This is a genomic window from Cryobacterium algoritolerans, from assembly GCF_004402785.1.
Lineage (GTDB): Bacteria > Actinomycetota > Actinomycetes > Actinomycetales > Microbacteriaceae > Cryobacterium > Cryobacterium algoritolerans.
Map to the genome: position 1 here is coordinate 1 of NZ_SOFP01000085.1, position 17035 is coordinate 17035.

14 protein-coding genes and 1 pseudogene are annotated in these 17035 nt (G+C 67.7%); 11 read left to right on the plus strand and 4 right to left on the minus strand.

Going from position 1 to position 17035, the window contains the following annotated elements; translation table 11 throughout:
* Positions 1–84: 84 nt before the first annotated feature.
* On the minus strand, positions 85–1068 hold the full coding sequence (locus E3O19_RS17395) for a hypothetical protein (protein ID WP_134569541.1): 984 nt from the start codon (positions 1066–1068) through the stop codon (positions 85–87).
* Between the two features lie 445 nt (positions 1069–1513).
* Between E3O19_RS17395 and E3O19_RS17400 the strand changes: the two genes are divergently transcribed.
* Genes E3O19_RS17400 through guaA form a run of 5 tightly spaced genes read left to right on the plus strand, consistent with a single transcriptional unit; the run spans position 1514 to position 6278 of the window.
* A complete protein-coding gene (locus tag E3O19_RS17400; protein ID WP_134569542.1) occupies positions 1514–2041 on the plus strand; it encodes a cation:proton antiporter regulatory subunit in 528 nt (175 codons plus the stop codon).
* 3 nt (positions 2042–2044) lie between these two features.
* On the plus strand, positions 2045–3472 hold the full coding sequence (locus E3O19_RS17405; RefSeq protein WP_134569543.1) for a cation:proton antiporter: 1428 nt from the start codon (positions 2045–2047) through the stop codon (positions 3470–3472).
* 5 nt (positions 3473–3477) lie between these two features.
* Positions 3478–4239: an SURF1 family protein gene (locus E3O19_RS17410; protein WP_241981472.1), complete on the plus strand. Its 762-nt coding sequence runs from the start codon at positions 3478–3480 to the stop codon at positions 4237–4239.
* A gap of 9 nt (positions 4240–4248) precedes the next feature.
* Positions 4249–4692, plus strand: a complete 444-nt coding sequence (locus tag E3O19_RS17415; RefSeq protein ID WP_134569545.1) for a DUF3817 domain-containing protein — start codon at positions 4249–4251, stop codon at positions 4690–4692.
* Positions 4689–6278, plus strand: coding sequence for a glutamine-hydrolyzing GMP synthase (gene guaA, locus E3O19_RS17420; RefSeq protein ID WP_134569546.1), 1590 nt, complete (start codon positions 4689–4691; stop codon positions 6276–6278). Before E3O19_RS17415 ends, guaA begins: the two co-directional genes overlap by 4 nt.
* Positions 6279–6295: 17 nt before the next feature.
* Here guaA and E3O19_RS17425 read toward each other — a convergent pair whose 3' ends face one another.
* Positions 6296–7525, minus strand: a complete 1230-nt coding sequence (locus E3O19_RS17425) for an NAD(P)/FAD-dependent oxidoreductase (protein ID WP_134569547.1) — start codon at positions 7523–7525, stop codon at positions 6296–6298.
* A 113-nt stretch (positions 7526–7638) separates the two neighbouring features.
* On the opposite strand from E3O19_RS17425, the pseudogene E3O19_RS18650 reads away from it, so the two are divergent.
* Positions 7639–8322 (plus strand): annotated as a pseudogene (locus E3O19_RS18650) (malate synthase G); the annotation flags it as partial.
* 241 nt (positions 8323–8563) lie between these two features.
* Positions 8564–9877: a malate synthase G gene (locus E3O19_RS18655; RefSeq protein WP_277613047.1), complete on the plus strand. Its 1314-nt coding sequence runs from the start codon at positions 8564–8566 to the stop codon at positions 9875–9877.
* A 225-nt stretch (positions 9878–10102) separates the two neighbouring features.
* Here E3O19_RS18655 and E3O19_RS17435 read toward each other — a convergent pair whose 3' ends face one another.
* On the minus strand, positions 10103–10912 hold the full coding sequence (locus E3O19_RS17435; RefSeq protein ID WP_134569548.1) for a Bax inhibitor-1/YccA family protein: 810 nt from the start codon (positions 10910–10912) through the stop codon (positions 10103–10105).
* Between the two features lie 69 nt (positions 10913–10981).
* The gene (locus E3O19_RS17440; protein ID WP_134569549.1) at positions 10982–11569 is read right to left on the minus strand and encodes a hypothetical protein; all 588 of its coding nucleotides are present in this window, start codon (positions 11567–11569) and stop codon (positions 10982–10984) included.
* A 38-nt stretch (positions 11570–11607) separates the two neighbouring features.
* On the opposite strand from E3O19_RS17440, the gene E3O19_RS17445 reads away from it, so the two are divergent.
* From E3O19_RS17445 to E3O19_RS17460, 4 genes are all read left to right on the plus strand, one after another.
* Positions 11608–12624 carry a glycerophosphodiester phosphodiesterase family protein gene (locus E3O19_RS17445; RefSeq protein WP_134569550.1) on the plus strand — a complete coding sequence of 339 codons (1017 nt, stop codon included), beginning with the start codon at positions 11608–11610 and terminating at the stop codon, positions 12622–12624.
* 62 nt (positions 12625–12686) lie between these two features.
* A complete protein-coding gene (locus E3O19_RS17450; protein WP_174776962.1) occupies positions 12687–15149 on the plus strand; it encodes an ATP-dependent helicase in 2463 nt (820 codons plus the stop codon).
* The gene (locus tag E3O19_RS17455) at positions 15149–15379 is read left to right on the plus strand and encodes a hypothetical protein (protein ID WP_134569552.1); all 231 of its coding nucleotides are present in this window, start codon (positions 15149–15151) and stop codon (positions 15377–15379) included. The genes E3O19_RS17450 and E3O19_RS17455 overlap by 1 nt, the downstream gene beginning before the upstream one ends.
* 87 nt (positions 15380–15466) lie before the next feature.
* Entirely contained in the window at positions 15467–16873 is a 1407-nt protein-coding gene (locus E3O19_RS17460; protein WP_134569553.1) for a ferredoxin reductase family protein, read from the plus strand.
* The last annotated feature ends 162 nt before the right edge of the window (positions 16874–17035 follow it).

The window sequence follows — 17035 nt, forward strand, 5'->3', positions numbered from 1 at the left end:
CGGTTTCGGCAGTCCGCGGCCGCGGGCGCGGGCGCGACCCGCGGAACCGGGCGCGGCGTCGGAGTGCGGAGCCGGACCGGCGGGTCATCGCACCCGCGGCACGCCGATTCGGGCGAGGAATCGGCCGAAGGCGGTCGGGTCCATGACGAGGGGCCAATCCCATCGGCTGACCAGGGGACCACATGCCCGCACCCGATCCTCCCGCCGTTTTTCGTCCATGACGACCTGAGCTGTGGTGCGACCGTGGGTGTACTCCTCCTTGAGGTACTTCCCGAGGCCGTCGAATTCGCCGACCCGGTTGATCCGGCGCCAGAAGAAGTCAACGAAGGCGATGAATCCTTCAGCGTCGTCAAACCGCACCTGTTGCTCGGGTAGGAGGAATCCGAGCAGGTATATGAATGCGCGACTGACTGATTCGCCCGGGGAGCCGGATTCGGTGGTGGCGAGGTCTGCGGCGCGGAACGCAGCGTTTCTGCCGTTCACACGTTTCCGCGCCGGAATCGCGGCGAGGGCGATCTCAAGGTCGTCCCGGTCGGCCAGGGCGGCCCCCACCCGAGGGCAGTGGATGGCCTTGTCCATCATCGCGACCGCCCCCGGAAAGGGCAGGATTCGCGCCATCGCGACAGCCGTGTCGGCGGCCGACGTGACAAGCAGTCCGTCCCGCTCCACGATCGACAGCGACCCATCCTGGAAATGGCGCGTGACGCTATGACGAGAACGCCCACCCGGGGCAGGATCGATCAGGACGTCGATGCCGCTCGGCCAGGGCCCGATGAGGGGGAGACCCCAGATGGCGGCGGCGGAGTGGTGGGAAAACACGAGCGGCTCCTCGCTGACTGCAGCGAAGGCATGAACGCGGCGCAGGTAACGAGCATCCGGTGTCAGAAGACTCCACTCGGTCGCCAGCACGTAGGCGCCCGCGCGCAGGCGGACCAACCGTCCGCGTTCGAACTCGGTCCGCAGCTCGCGCTCGAGACCGACGGTCGTCGCATCGCGGCTCAGGATAACGCCGTTCCGGCGTGCGATCGCGGCGAGCAGGTTCAGGGGTGTCAGGGAAATCGTTGACATGCCCCGACGATCCGCCGCGGTGGGGCCTGATCCGCACGGATGCGCAGTCCTGGTGGACAAGCTCGTGCTGCCTCGGGGCGGGTGGAACAGCTGGTGCGTCGCCGGTGAGTGTCAGACGGGCCGACATATACTCGTCGCCGCGCCGGTTTCGGCAGGCCGCAGCGGCGGCCGCGGGCGCGGCCCGCGGAAACCGGCGCGGGAGGGTGGGCAGGGAGGGCGGGCAGTCGGCCCGGACGGGATCGGAGGGCGGAAACCGGCGCGGGAGGGTGCGCAGGGAGGGCGGGCAGTCGGCCCGGACGGGATCGGAGGGCGGAAACCGGCGCGGCGAGAGCCGGGCGGAGGTGGGGCAGGCCCACCGTGAGCGACGGAGGCCGGCATCCGTGGGGCGCCCAATTTGGCTCCGGTAGACTGGGTTGACAGCCCACAAGCCTCAGGAGCCCTCACCATGGTTGACGTTCGTCGGGTCAAACTCCCAGGAGTCGGTGTGCTGCACACCTTCATCACGGATGACGGTGGCAAGGTCGGTGTCATCGCCCACCGGTCGGGCCACAGCGACCTGATCACCTTCGCCGATGACGAGGGCGGGCCTGACGCGGCCAAGGTGTCCCTGCGGCTCAATGAGGACGAGGCGCACACCCTCGCGGAGCTTCTCGGCGGCACCCAGATCACCGAGTCGCTCACCGCGCTCGATCAGATCCCCGGGCTCAGCATCGACTGGTTCACGGTCGACTACGAGGATCACATCGCCGGCCAGACCCTCGGCAACCCGGCCGATCGCGGCATCGCCGGCCTCACGGTTGTCGCCGTCGTGCGCGGGGAGTCCGCCAACCCGGCACCGGCCCACGACTTCCGGGTCTTCCCCGGGGACACCCTCGTCGTTGCGGGCTCCCCCGAAAAGGTCGCGAAGGCATTCGCTTTCTTCCGTACCGGCGAAGTGAAGTACAAAACCGTCGACGCACCGCCCGGGGGCTAGCCCATGAACCTCGGCGAAGACCTCATCACTCTTGGCATCCTGCTCGTTGTCGCCTACATTCTGGGGCGCGCCGGAAAACTGATCGGGCTCCCATCGATCCCGATTTACATGATCGTCGGCCTGCTCGCCAGTCCGAACAGCGGCTGGTTCCCGCTTAATTTCCAGTCGGCGGACATTGAGCTGATCGCCATCTTCGGGCTGATCCTGCTCCTGTTCAGCCTCGGCCTCGAATTCGACCAGGAGGCGTTCTTCGGCGACGCCGGAAAGCTGCTCATCTCCGGTGGCTCCTATGTGCTGATCAACATGGGACTCGGTTTCGGATTCGGCCTGATGGTCGGCTGGGGCACCAGGGAGGCCCTCGTCATCGCCGGCATGACCGGCACCTCGTCGAGTGCGATCATCACCAAGCTCCTGATCGAACTGCGTCGCCTGGCGAACAAGGAAACTCCGATGATCCTCGGCGTGACCGTGGTCGGGGACATCTTCATCGCGGTCTACCTCGCGATCGTCTCCGTCGTGCTCAGCGGCAAGACCGAGATCTGGCCGATCGTGCTGCAGCTGAGCATCGCGTTCCTCTTCCTGGTGGTCATGTTCTCCGTCGCCCGGTGGGGCGGCCGGGTCGTCTCCCGGCTGATGCGCACCAAGGACGACGAACTCTTCACCATCCTCTTCTTCGGCCTGGCCGTGCTTTTCGCCGGAGTGGGCGAAATCATCGGTGTGACGGATGCGATCGGTGCGTTCCTGATCGGGGTCGTGCTCGGCGCGAGCACCTATCGCGGCCGGATCGAGCGTGTCGCGGTGCCCCTCCGCGATGTGTTCGGCGCCTTCTTCTTCCTCAACTTCGGCCTTGCCCTCAACGTCGCTGAATTCGGCTCGGTGATCACGATCGTGCTGTTGGCCGTGGTCATGACATTCGTGCTCAGCCTGGTCTCAGGCATGCTGATGGCCAGGCTGCACGGCATGGGCCCCAGGGAGGGACTGAACACCGCGGCCATCTTCGTCAATCGCGGCGAGTTCACCCTGATCCTGGCGACCCTGTCGGTGAGCGCAGGACTCGACCAGCGGCTGCAGCCGTTCGCCGGTCTCTACGTGCTCACGATGGCGATCCTCGGCCCGCTGTTCGCCGCGAACTCGGAGAAGATCGCGGCGGCCGTCGGCCGGAGACTGCGCCGGACGAAACCGGCCTCCCGGCCCGCCCGCAACCCGATGCTTGACGAGGAGATCGCGCTGGTCGAGGCGGTCACGAGAGACAACGGCAACCGCGCAGACGACGCCGCCGAGCATGCCGTCCAGCGGATCACAAAACGCGCCGGCACTGACACGCCGTCCGGCGCCGACTCGATGGCCGACTTCGTGACCGAGCGTTTCAACACCGAGACCGGTCCCGGCCCGAAGCCGCCCCGCGACACCGGTACAGGAGATTACTCGTGATCAGAATGATGCTCAAGCCGCGCTGGATCCTTGCCCTGCTGCTCGCCCTCGCGGTGGCCGCGGCTTTCGCCCTGCTCGGCCGGTGGCAGCTGGAGCGCGCCGTGGCTTCCGGTCAGGTCATCGAACGCAGTACCGAGACGGTGCAGCCTCTACCCGAGGTTGTTCAGCCGGACGGTCCGCCCCGCGAGGCGGCGACCGGGCAAAGGGTGACCACCGACGGTTCCTTCGTGCCCGGCGACGAACAGCTGATCAGCGACCGGCTCAACGCCGGCGCCGGCGGCTTCTGGGTGGTCAGCCGGTTCGTCACGACGGATGCGGCGAACATCGCGGTTGCTCGCGGCTGGGCCGCCGATCGGGCCGCGGCCGAGAAAGTGATCGAGGCGCTCGCCGGTCTTCCGGCCGGGCAGCCGCTCACCCTCACCGGACGTTTCGTCCCGTCAGAGGCTCCCGTGGTGCCGGCCGGCGGACGCGACCCGCAGACCCAGACCACGGTGTCTACCGCGGCGCTGATCAACCTGTGGACGGGCTTCACCGACCAGTCCGTCTACGCGGGCTACATCGTGGATGGGACCAGCCCAACCGGTCTGCTCGTGATCGATTCACCCGAGCCGGTATCCGACGCGTCGCTGAACTGGCTCAACATCTTCTACGCCCTCGAATGGGCGGTCTTCGCCGGCTTCGCCGTGTTCCTCTGGTACCGCCTCGTGCGGGATGCCTGGGAGCGCGAGGAGGAGCAGGCAGCCGTCGACACCGCGGAGGCCCGGTAGAATTACCCCATGCCACTTGAACCCAAGCCTGCCGACATCCCCAGCATCCCCGGTGCGCTCCGGCTCTACCAGGTCTCGTCGATCATCACCGGTGTCTTCCTGCTGCTGCTCTGCGTCGAGGTCATCCTGAAATTCGTCTTCCAGCACGAGCTCGAACTGGCCGGCCCGAACGGGTTCCTCGCCCTGGTCCCCCGCGAGACCGTGACCGCGTTCAACTTGAGCACCGCGATCCTGATCGTGCACGGCTGGTTCTACGTGCTCTACCTGTTCGCCGACTTCCGGCTGTGGAGCCTGATGCGCTGGTCGTTCCCGCGCTTCCTGCTGATCGCCCTCGGCGGCATCATCCCCACCCTGTCGTTCTTCCTCGAGGTGCGCGTTGCGCGGGAGGTGAAGGCGTTCCTCGCCGGCCGTGCCGCCGACGTGTCCGCCGCGACCGCCGAGGCGCGTCCATGAGCGCCGCGCCCGCCCCGACCGGCGCCCGCCCCGTTCTCGTCGTCGACTTCGGCGCGCAGTACGCGCAGTTGATCGCCCGTCGGGTGCGCGAGGCATCCGTCTACTCTGAGATCGTGGCGCACACGATCACCGCGGCCGAGGTCACGGCGAAGAACCCGCTGGGCATCGTGCTCAGCGGCGGACCCGCCAGCGTCTACGCCGATGGAGCCCCCACCTTCGACCCGGCCATCTTCGACCTCGGTATACCCGTGCTCGGCATCTGCTACGGCTTCCAGGTGATGGCAACCGCCCTGGGCGGCACCGTCGCCCACACCGGTGCCCGCGAATACGGCGCCACCCCGGTCACCGTCTCGGACAGCGGCAACGCGCTTCTCGCCGATCAGCCCACCGCCCAGACCGTTTGGATGAGCCACGGCGACTCGGTGTCCGAGGCCCCGGCCGGCTTCCGCGTGCTCGCCTCAACCGCCTCGACGCCGGTCGCCGCGTTCGCGAACGACGAGCGTCGACTCTACGGAGTGCAGTGGCACCCCGAGGTCAAGCACACCGAATTCGGCCAGAACGTGCTCGAGAACTTCCTGCACCGCGCCGCCGGAATCCCTGCCGACTGGAACAGCGGCAACGTCATCGCCGAACAGGTGGCCCGTATCCGGGCTCAGGTGGGCACCGGCAAGGTGATCTGCGGGCTTTCCGGCGGAGTGGACTCCGCCGTGGCCGCAGCCCTCGTGCACAAGGCGATCGGAGACCAGCTCGTCTGCGTCTTCGTCGACCACGGCCTGCTTCGGCAGGACGAGCGCCGCCAGGTCGAGGAAGACTTCGTCGTGGCCACCGGCGTGCGCCTCGTGACCGTCGACGTGCGGGAGCAATTCCTGACCGCGCTCGAGGGCGTGAGCGACCCGGAGACCAAGCGCAAGATCATCGGCCGCGAATTCATCCGCAGCTTCGAGCAGGCCCAGGCCGAACTGATCAAGGAAGCCGCAGCCATCGACGGCGACCCGATCCGCTTCCTCGTTCAGGGCACCCTGTACCCTGACGTCGTCGAGTCCGGCGGCGGAAGCGGCACCGCCAACATCAAGAGCCACCACAATGTGGGCGGCCTGCCCGACGACCTCCAGTTCGAACTGATTGAACCGCTCCGCACCCTCTTCAAGGACGAAGTGCGGGCGATCGGCGCCGAACTGGGACTTCCGGCCGAGATCGTGCAGCGCCAGCCGTTCCCCGGACCCGGCCTCGGCATCCGGATCGTCGGTTCCATCACGCAGGACCGGCTCGACCTGCTCCGACACGCGGATGCGATCGTGCGCGCCGAACTGACGGCGGCCGGCCTCGACCGCGAGATCTGGCAGTGCCCGGTCGTGTTGCTCGCCGACGTGCGCTCGGTGGGCGTGCAGGGCGACGGACGCACCTACGGCCACCCGATCGTGCTGCGTCCGGTGTCGTCTGAGGATGCGATGACCGCCGACTGGACCCGCCTGCCCTACGACCTGCTGGCGAAGATCTCCAACCGGATCACGAACGAGGTCGACGGGGTCAACCGGGTCGTGCTCGACGTCACGTCGAAGCCGCCGGGGACCATCGAGTGGGAGTAGGGCACAGGGGTAGGGGGTCAGACGGCGTCCAGAGGGACTGACCCGTCGGCCAGGCGGCCCGGATCGACCGGGGTACCGCGGCGGACGAGGGCCTGCACGGCCTCGTTCACGTCCCACACGTTCACGTTCATTCCGGCGACCACGGTTCCGGCGGCCAGCCAGAACGCGATGAACTCCCGGTCGCCGCGGTTGCCGCGGAAGACGAGGTCGGCCCCGCGGGTGAGCGGCCCGAAGCCCGAGTACTCCATCCCCAGGTTGAACTGGTCGGTGTAGAAGTAGGGGATGGCGTCGAACGAGACGGCCTGCCCGAGCATGGCGCGCGCCGCCGCGGACCCGCCGTGCAGGGCGTTCGCCCAGTGTTCGCTGCGCAGCCGCATCCGTGCCACCGGGTGGTATGCATTGGCGACGTCGCCGGCCGCGTAGATGTCGGGGTGGCTGGTCTGCAGGCTCTCGTTCACCACGATCCCGTTGTCGACCTCAAGCCCGGCGGCCTCGGCGAGGCCGACGTTTGGGATGGCGCCGACCCCGACCAGGACCAGGTCAGCCGGCACCACCTCACCGCCCGCCAACACCACCCCGGTCAGCCGGCCCTCGGTGCCCGCGATGCTCTCGACGTCGACGGAGGTGCGCAGGACCACCCCGTGTTCGCGGTGCAGATCGGCGAACATCTGCCCGAGCTCGTCGCCGAGGGCGTTGGCGAGCGGGATCGGGTCGCGTTCGAGGATGACGACGTCATTGCCGAGTGTGTGCGCGCAGGCCGCGACTTCCATTCCGATCCAGCCGGAGCCGATCAGGACGAGCCGCTTTCCGCCGCCGTTCAGCAGCCCGCGGAGGGCCTCGGAGTCGTCGAGGGTGCGCAGATAGTGCACGCCGCCCAGATCGGCACCGGGAATCCCGAGCCGGCGCGGGGACGAGCCGGTGGCCAGCAGCAGCCGGTCCCAGGCGAGCGTCTCGCCGCCTTCGAGGGTGAGACGGTGTTCGTGGGGGTCGAGTCCGACCACCCGGGTGGACGGCCGGAATCCGACCTGGTTCGTGACGTACCAGTCCTCCGCCTCGACGAAGACCGTGCTGCGTTCGGCAGTGCCGGCCAGGAACTCCTTGGACAGCGGGGGACGGATGTACGGATGGTGGGCTTCGGCCCCGAGCAGTCGGATGCGGCCGGCAAAGCCCTCTTCACGGAGGGCCCTGGCGGCCGATGCCCCGGCGAGCGCTGCGCCCACGATGACGAAATCCTGTTCCTTCGACACGGTGGTGCCTCCTCGTTCGTTGGGTGCTCTCAACGAGGAGTCTGCTCCCGATCTGCGCGTTGGTCGAGCCCAACCGAGACCGGTCGGACGCGCCAAGGAGAGGGTCCGCCCGCGTGCCCGCGCTCAGGAGGTCGCTGCTGAGCCTGGGCTGGCCACCAGCCTGGCGCGTTCGTCGAGCGGATCTGGACATTACGGCCCCATTGGCCTCGTTCGTCGAGAACGAGGCCCTCGAGGGCACCGGCATCCGAGCGGACACCTTCTGGACGGGGTTCAGCGCGCTGATCCGCGATCTCACACCAAGAAACCGCGATCTTCTGCGTCGGAGGGATGAGTTGCAGGCCCAGCTCGATGCTTTCCACCTGGCCCACCCCGGTCAGCCGGATCCCGCCCTGTATCGGGCTTTCCTGACGGACATCGGGTACCTTGTCGATGAACCGTGCGACTTCAGCATCACCACGTCGAACGTCGATGTGGAAATCGCCTCACAGGCAGGTCCGCAACTTGTCGTGCCACTTCTCAACGCGCGGTTCGCGGTCAACGCCGCCAACGCGCGGTGGGGCTCGCTCTACGACGCGCTCTACGGGACGGACGCGATCGCCGAAGACGGCGACACCGCCCGCGGGAGTTCCTACAACCCCGCTCGCGGCGAACAGGTAATCGCTCGTGGGCGCGCACTGCTCGACCAGGCCGTCCCGCTCCGAGCGGGCTCACACCGCGACGCCGTGGAGTACCGCATCGGCGACGGTGCCCTGGTCGTCACGTTGGCGGACGGCTCGTTCGCTGCTCTCGCGGATCCGGCAGTATTGATCTGTTACACCGGGGATTCTTCCGCGCCGGCGTCGGTCCTGTTCCGTCACCACGGCCTGCATCTCGACGTGATCATCGACCGGGACGGGTCGATCGGCAGCACCGATCTCGCAGGGATCCAGGACATCGTGCTCGAGTCCGCAGTGACGACAATCATGGATCTTGAAGACTCGGTCGCCGCAGTCGACGCCGACGACAAGGTATCTCGGATACCGCAACTGGCGAGAGCTTATGCGTGGCACGCTCAGCGAGACCGTCAGCAAGGGCGGCGGTACAATCCTGCGAACCATGAACGGCGACCGCGTCTACACTGCTCCGGATGGTGGCGCCGTGACGTTGCCCGGGCGGGCCCTTCTGCTGGTCCGCAACGTGGGCCATCTGATGACCACCGACACGGTGCGCGATGCATCCGGCGACGAGGTGTTCGAAGGCATCCTCGATGCGGTGCTGACCGCACTCGGCTCGCTCTCCGCTCTTGCCGGAGAAGCACGCGGCGGAAACTCACGTGCCGGCTCGATGTACATCGTCAAACCGAAGATGCACGGTCCCGATGAAGTGGCGTTCACCGTCGATCTCTTCGGGCGTGTCGAGCAGCTCCTCGGCCTGCCATCGCGCACGCTGAAGGTGGGCATCATGGACGAAGAGCGGCGAACCACGGTGAATCTGAGTGCCTGCATCGCCGCAGCTTCGGATCGCATCGCCTTCATCAACACCGGATTCCTCGATCGCACCGGCGACGAGATCCACACCTCGATGTACGCGGGCGCCGTGGTCGCCAAGGGTGCGATGCGCTCGCAGCCCTTCATGGCTGCCTACGAGAACGCGAACGTGGACGCGGGACTATCGGCGGGATTCCCCGGCCGGGCTCAGATCGGCAAGGGCATGTGGGCCATGCCCGATCTCATGCACGACATGCTCGAGCAGAAGATCGTGCATCCGCGGTCCGGCGCGACCACGGCCTGGGTGCCGTCTCCGACGGCCGCCACGCTTCACGCGATCCACTATCACGAGGTCGACGTGGCCGAACGTCAGCGGGAGGTCGGCGCGCGGGCTCGCCAGGCGCTCGACCCGATCCTCGTCATCCCGCTCGCCGAACAGCGACCCGGCGACGAACGCCTGATCGAGCTGGACAACAACGTCCAGTCGATCCTCGGTTACGTTGTGCGTTGGGTCGACCAGGGAGTCGGGTGCTCAAAGGTCCCGGACATTCACGGTGTCGGGCTCATGGAGGACCGAGCGACCCTCCGCATCTCCAGCCAACTCCTCGCGAATTGGCTTGCCCACGACATCATCGCCGAATCGGAAGTAGACGCGAGCCTTGTGCGGCTCGCGGCCATCGTCGATACGCAAAACGCAGACGACCCCTACTACGAGACCCTGATCGGCCCGGCCGGGCCGGGCCTCGCCTTCCAGGCGGCCAGGCAGCTCATCATCGATGGCGCCTCGTCGCCCAGCGGCTACACGGAGCCCATCCTCCACCGGATCCGGCGGGCCAAGAAGGCTCGGCACGCCGCACTCGTGGCGGCGAGCAGGGACGGCGACTGATGAATCGGGACGAGGGGCTCAGTCGCCCGGGGTCGAGTAGGCTCGCGTGCGCGAACCCGGGCCCCGCGATGTGGGGAGCCTGGCGTCCTCGTCCGGCGTGAGAACGGACACCCGCAGGCAACTGCCGTGGTCTCATGACCTTGCCACGGTGACAGCCAGGTCGTCACCTGAGCAGAAGGGCCGCCCCGAGGGGCGGCCCTTCTGGATGCGCTCGTGCCGGTCGTACTAGTTGCGGGCGATCGCGAACAGTCGCAGCAGTTCCACGTAGAGCCAGACGACGGTCACCATGATGCCGAAGGCACCCGACCAGCCGAACTTGCGGGGAGCCCGGTTGTTGACGCCGCGCTGGATGAAGTCGAAGTCGAGAACGAGCGAGTAAGCGGCCATCAGCACGGCGAGGACGCCGATGACGAGGCCAAGCTTGATGCCGAAGATCGTCACGCTGCTGCTGAGGCCGAACGGGCTGTCGATCGCACCGAACGCGACCAGGCCGACATTGACCAGGGAGAAGACGAAGTAGCCGACCATGGCGACCAGGAAGACCTTCGTGGCCCTCTTCGAGGCGCGAACCTTACCGTTGGCGAACAGCGCGAGCGTCACTCCGACCACGACGAGCGTGGCCAGTACGGCCTGCACGACGACGCCGGGATAGATCTGCTCGAAGATTTGCGAGATCCCACCGACGAAGAGGCCCTCGGCCGCAGCGTAGGTGAGGATCAGGGCCGGCGACGGCTGCTTCTTGAAGGTGTTCACCAGGCCGAGCACGAGGCCGACGATCATGCCGAGGAACGGCAGGAACGGCATCGACGGTGTCAACAGCCAGGCGGCGCCGGCCGCCGTGAGCAGGAGGGCGAAGCTGAGGACGGTCTTGAAGATGGTGTCCTCGTAGCTCATCCGGTCGGTGTCCTGCGCTCCGGCGGACGGGGCGTTGAACATGCCCTGCAGGTCGCTGTCAGAGAGCACCTTGCCCGCTGCAACGGCGCCAGGAGCGCCGAAGGCGGCGTTTCGGGAGAATGCGGGGTTGGAGGATGCCATGGTTTTCGTAGCTCACAATCGACTTGGGTTGCGGCCAGCTCCGAACGGTGCTGGTTAGGTGGGGAAAGTCTATTCAGATCTGCTGGGTATCTGCCGAGATGTTTCTATGACCTGACCAGCCTCGACGGCCCGAATCATGGCGGGGCCCGGACCTGCGCCGGCGCCCGGCCCCGGCCGGCGGCCGACCCGCCAGCCGGCGAGCCACCAGGCCAGCCATGCGGATGCGATCACGGTGACCGTTCCGACGAGGTCGCCGACCCAATTCTGAGCGTAGCCGTGCAGGAACGCCTTGATCAGGAAGCTCGCGCCGATCGGTAGCAGCAGAACGGGGTAGGCCAGCAGCGGCCGGTTCCGCACGAGCAGCCAGCCGGCCAGGAGTACGGCGAAGGCGCCTGCGAAGTCGGGGCCGCCGAGCAGGGTGAGGCCGGCCAGGAGGCAGGGCAGCAGCACGACGAGGCGGCGCCAGAGCGCTCCCGGCATCAGCAGCCAGCCAAGCAGATGAAGCAAAGGCCCGATCAGCAGGAAGTACATGCTGTAGGTGCTGGTGAAGACCGTCGCGGCGACGCCGAGCATGATCAGGCCCAGGCCGGTGAGGTAGCGGGCGCGCGGGCGCCCCCACGCGGTCGGCCGCGCGACAGGTGCGATCCAGGGTGTCATCGCCTCGAGTCTGGCAGTTGCACGCGTACTCTGGGCACATGCACCCCATTGTGATCGGCCACCGCGGGGCGAGCGGGTACCGGCCCGAACACACCCGTGCCGCCTACGAGCTGGCGGTAGCCCTCGGGGCCGATGCCGTGGAACCGGACATCGTGGCCACCCGGGACGGTGTGCTCATCGTGCGCCACGAGAACGAAATCTCCGGCACCACCGACATCGCGGATCACCCGGAGTTCGCGGGACGCCGCACGACCAGGGTGATCGACGGCATCCGGCTCACCGGCTGGTTCACCGAGGACTTCACCTGGGCGGAGCTGCGCACCCTGCGCGCCAGGGAGCGCCTACCGCAGTTGCGTAAGTCCAGCGCCACCTTCGACGACAGGTTCCCCCTGCTGCGGCTGCGGGACGTCTTCAAACTCATCGACCGGGTCGCGGGTCGGGCCAGGCGCTCGATCGGCGTCGTCGCCGAGATCAAGCACGCCTCCTACTTCGAGTCGATCGGCCTGCCCATCGACGAGCTGTTCGCGGCGGAGGTCAATACCGCGGGCTGGAACGCCGGGGACGGCCGGCTCACCATCGAAAGCTTCGAACAGAGCCTGCTCGACAAGGTGTACGCCCGCGGCGTCTACGGCAAGCGGATCTTCCTGCTCGAGGCGCGGGGCAAGCCCTTCGACGAGGTCGCACTCCTCGGCGCGAGGGCCCCGCATTACGCCGATTTCCTCACCGAGCAGGGCCTCTATGCGCTGAGCGGCAAGGTCGACGGCATCAGCGTTCCCAAATCGCTGATCCTCGAAACGGACGCCGACGGCCACGTCTCCGGGGCGTCCGACCTGGTGGACGCCGCGCACGCCGCCGACCTGGAGATCTACTGCTGGACCCTCCGCCCCGAGAACGGCTTCCTCGCCAAGACGTTCCGGCGCGGCCGGTTCAGGGCCGACTTCGGCGACTGGCAGTCGGAGTTCCGCACGATCATGGGCACCGGCATCGACGGGGTCTTCACCGACCACCCCGACCTCGCGGTCACCGTGCGGGACGAGCTGGCCGCAGAGGCCTGACCTGGCCCGGCGCCCGGACCGGCCGGGTGTCAGGCCTAGCGCCTAGGATTGTCAGCGAGATGATGACGCCTTTCGACCCGGACAACACGCCCACCCGCCAGGCCCCGGCAGGGGTGCCGATCATCGTCGACGGCGGAGGACCAGGCGGCTATGCCGGCGGTTACCAGAGCCCACTGCTCGAGGGGCTGAACCCCCAACAGCGCGAGGCCGTCGAGTACCGCGGGCCTGCCCTGCTCATCATCGCCGGGGCAGGCTCCGGCAAGACGAGCGTGCTCACCAGGCGCATCGCGAGCCTGCTCGAGACCCGCGAGGCCTGGCCGAGCCAGATCCTCGCGATCACGTTCACCAACAAGGCCGCCGCCGAGATGCGCGACCGGGTCAAGGCCATCCTCGGCCAGGGCGCAGACGGAATGTGGATCTCCACTTTCCACTCCTCCTGCGTGCGGATCCTGCGCCGCGAAGCGGAGAATGCCGGACTCTCCGCCAGCTTCAGCATCTACGACTCCGCCGACACCAAGGTCACCCTCAAACGCATCATCAAGTCGCTCGACGCCGACACCCTCGGCTTCACCCCCGGCAACGCGTCCGCCAAGATCTCCAAGCTCAAGAACGAGCTCGCCGATGTGGACTCGTACGCCCGCAACGCGAACATGAGCGACCCGCAGGAGGTCATGTTCGTCGAGATCTTCCGGCAGTACACCCAGCGGCTCCGCGCAGCCAACGCCCTCGACTTCGACGACCTGATCGGCGAGACGGTCTACCTGTTCCGGGCCTTCCCGGCGGTGGCCGCCCTCTACCGGCGCCGGTTCCGGCACATCCTGGTCGACGAATACCAGGACACGAACCACGCGCAGTACTCGCTCGTGCGGGAACTCACCCGGCCGGTCGAACCCGAACTCGCCGACGAGATGGAAACCACCGGCGTTCACGTGCGTAACCTGCGCGACGCCACCGGTGGCATCCCCGGAGCATCGCTCACCGTGGTGGGTGACTCGGACCAATCGATCTACGCCTTCCGCGGCGCCGACACGCGCAACATCACCGAGTTCGAGCGGGACTTCCCCGGAACCAAGGTGATCCTGCTCGAGCAGAACTACCGGTCCACCCAGAACATCCTCTCCGCCGCCAATGCGGTGATCGGTCACAACTTCGACCGTAAGGACAAGAAGCTGTGGAGCGCCGGTGGTGACGGCGAGAAGATCGTCGGGTTCACGGCCTACTCCGGCCATGACGAGGCCCAGTTCGTGGCCGACGAGATCGAGGTCCTGCACTCGGCCGGAATGGCCTACCGCGACATGGCCGTGTTCTACCGCACCAACGCGCAGACCCGAGCGCTGGAAGAAATCCTCGTGCGCTCCGCGGTTCCCTACCGGGTGGTCGGCGGAACGAAGTTCTACGAGCGGGCCGAGATCAAGGATGCGCTCGCATACCTCATCTCCGTAGCCAACCCGAACGATGAGCTGGCCCTGCGCCGCATCCTGAACACCCCGAAGCGCGGGATCGGACCGGCCACCGAGACGGGACTCGCCAGTTTCGCCGAGGCCAACCAGATCAGCTTCCGCCAGGCCATGCGCGATTCGGCGGGCCTGGGCCTCGGCCCGAAGGTGACCGGGGCGATCCTGAATCTCGCCACCCTGCTCGACGAGGCGGCGCTGAAGATCGACCCCACCAACCCGGCCGGCCAGGCCAACGTCTCCGAGTTGCTGACCTTCCTGCTCGAGCGCAGTGGCCTGCTCACCCTGCTGCGGAACAGCCGCGACCCGCAGGACGAGGCACGCGCCGAGAACATCGAGGAGCTCGTCGCCCAGACGAAGGACTTCAACAAGGAGAATCCCGACTCGGGGCTCGTCGACTTCCTCACCCAGGTGTCGCTCGTCGCCGCGGCCGACGACCTCGACGACGCATCAGGCACGGTGTCGCTGATGACCCTGCACACGGCCAAGGGACTCGAATACGAGGCGGTGTTCCTCACCGGCGTCGAGGAAGGGCTGCTACCGCACCAGATGTCGGCCAATGAGCCCGGCGGCCCGGCCGAGGAACGACGGCTGTTCTACGTGGGGATCACCCGGGCCCGCCAGCGACTCTACCTGTCCCTGGCTATGACCCGCGCGCAGTTCGGCGACATCAACGTGGCCATGCCCAGCCGCTACCTGCAGGAGATCCCCGTCGACCTGATCGATTGGAAGCAGTCGCCCGGCATGGCGAACTCCCGCGGCGGCACCCAGCCGCGCGCGCTCAACGCACGCAGGGACGGATTCGGCGGCGGGTTCGCCAAGCGCGGCGCACCGGAGGCGCTGCCCCCCGCGCCCAAGCCGAAAACCGAGTGGTCGAACCGGGTGTCGCAGGTGCGGGACAACGGTGACCTCACCCTGGCGGCCGGGGACCGCATCCGTCACATCGACTTCGGCGACGGCCGGGTCAACCAGGTCACCGGCGACGGCACCAAACGGATCGCGCACGTGCAGTTCGACACCACGGGCGCGAAGAAGCTCCTGATCAAGATCGCACCGATCGAAAAGCTCTAATGGCCGGACCCGGGAAACCGGGGACCCTGCTCCAACGCGTGCGCTCCGCGGGCACTCGATCTCCGCGGGCCCCCGACCTCGAGGTCGCGTCCCGGGCCAGCGCGGCGGTCGTGATCCCGCTGGTCGTGCTGGTCGCGGGCGTGCGCTGGTCGACCGGGTTATCGAGACGGCCCTCGGGGGCGATCGCCATCCTGATCGTGCTCCTCGCACGAACCCGCATGCGTTCCTGAGAGCCCCCGCAGGACGCATTGGAAGCGCACAGGTTGTTCTCAGCTTGTCGATAGCGATTCAATTGTTTCGCCCGGAATGCTCCACGTATGAGTCTCGACACGGGTCCCACCCAGCGCCACACCTTGGTGCCGCGCATTCACCCGAATTACCGCCGCCGGATGCGCCTGGCCGACGGCCTGCAGATCATTGCGGTGGTCTCGGTCGCCCTCGTGATCGCGATCTTCCTGGCCGACGGTGGGGCTGCCCGCATCGGCACGCCGGCCGACGCCATCACCTCCCTCGGCGTGGTGACCGGACTCGTCGGCACCGACCTGCTCCTCCTGATGATGCTGCTGGCCGCGAGGCTCCCTTCGATCGACCGTGCCTTCGGCCACGACAGTGCGATGGCGCTGCACCAGTCGCTTGGTAAGCCCGCGCTCTACCTCATCCTCGGCCACGGCGTGCTCTTGACCATCGGGTACGCCATGGTGCAGCCGGTGTCGGTCTTCGCCGAGGTGTGGATCATGCTCACGACCCTCCCCGACATGCCGCTCGCGTTCGTCGGTCTCGGGTTGCTCGTGACGGTGGTGGTGACCTCCCTCGTCGTGGTGCGGCGTCGCTTCCGGTATGAGGCGTGGCACCTGGTGCATCTGCTCTCCTACCTGGCCGTGCTCGTGTCGATCCCGCACCAGCTGAGCGTCGGCACCCTGTTCCGGGAAGGCTCGGTGCAGCGCTACTACTGGCTGGCCCTCTACATCGGTGTGGCCGGATCGATCGTGCTCTTCCGCTTCATCGTGCCGATCGTGCGCTCCCTGCGCTCCCGGCTCTCGGTTACGGGTGTCGACCCCGTCGCCCGCGGCGTCGTCTCGATCCGGTTGTCCGGCCGCCAGCTGAGCCGCCTCAAGGCCCGTTCCGGCCAGTTCTTCATCTGGAGGTTCTGGACGCCGAAGCTGTGGTGGCAGGCACATCCGTTCTCGCTGTCGGCCGCACCGACCGGGAACGCGCTGCGGATCACCGTGCGCGGCCTCGGCGACGCCTCCACGGCCCTGTCGGCGCTGCCCAAGGGCACCAGGGTCAGCTTCGAAGGACCATACGGGCTCTTCACCGACTTCGCCCGCACGTCTCCGCGGATCGTGCTGATCGCCGCCGGCATCGGGGTGGCCCCGATCAGGTCGCTGCTCGAAACGGCGACCTTCACCCCGGGCCAGGCCACCGTGATCCTCCGCGCGGGCACGGTCGACGACACCTACCTCGTCGACGAACTGGCCGATCTGTGCCGGGCCAGGGGTGCCGAACTGCGCATCCTCGCCGGAAAGCGGTCACCGATCGGAAACAGCTGGCTGCCGGCGGACGCCGTGCGGGCCGGGATCACCCTCGGCACCCTGGTCCCGCGGCTTCGAGAGGCGGACGTCTACATCTGCGGTCCCCGGCGCTGGACGGACGAGGTCGTGCGCGACGCCCGGTCGGCCGGCCTGCCGACACGCCAGATCCATTTTGAAAGGTTCGACTGGTGAGATTCCGCGCGATAACCCTGGCCACGCTGGCCTCCGCCGCCGTGGTCGGCATCGGCGCCCAGCTCGGCGCCCAGCTCACCGCCTCCCAGCAGGCGCTGGCGACGATGGTGCCGGTGGCCGCCGCGAGCGCCGCCGCCACCGCGGCGGGCCCGACGCCGGCCA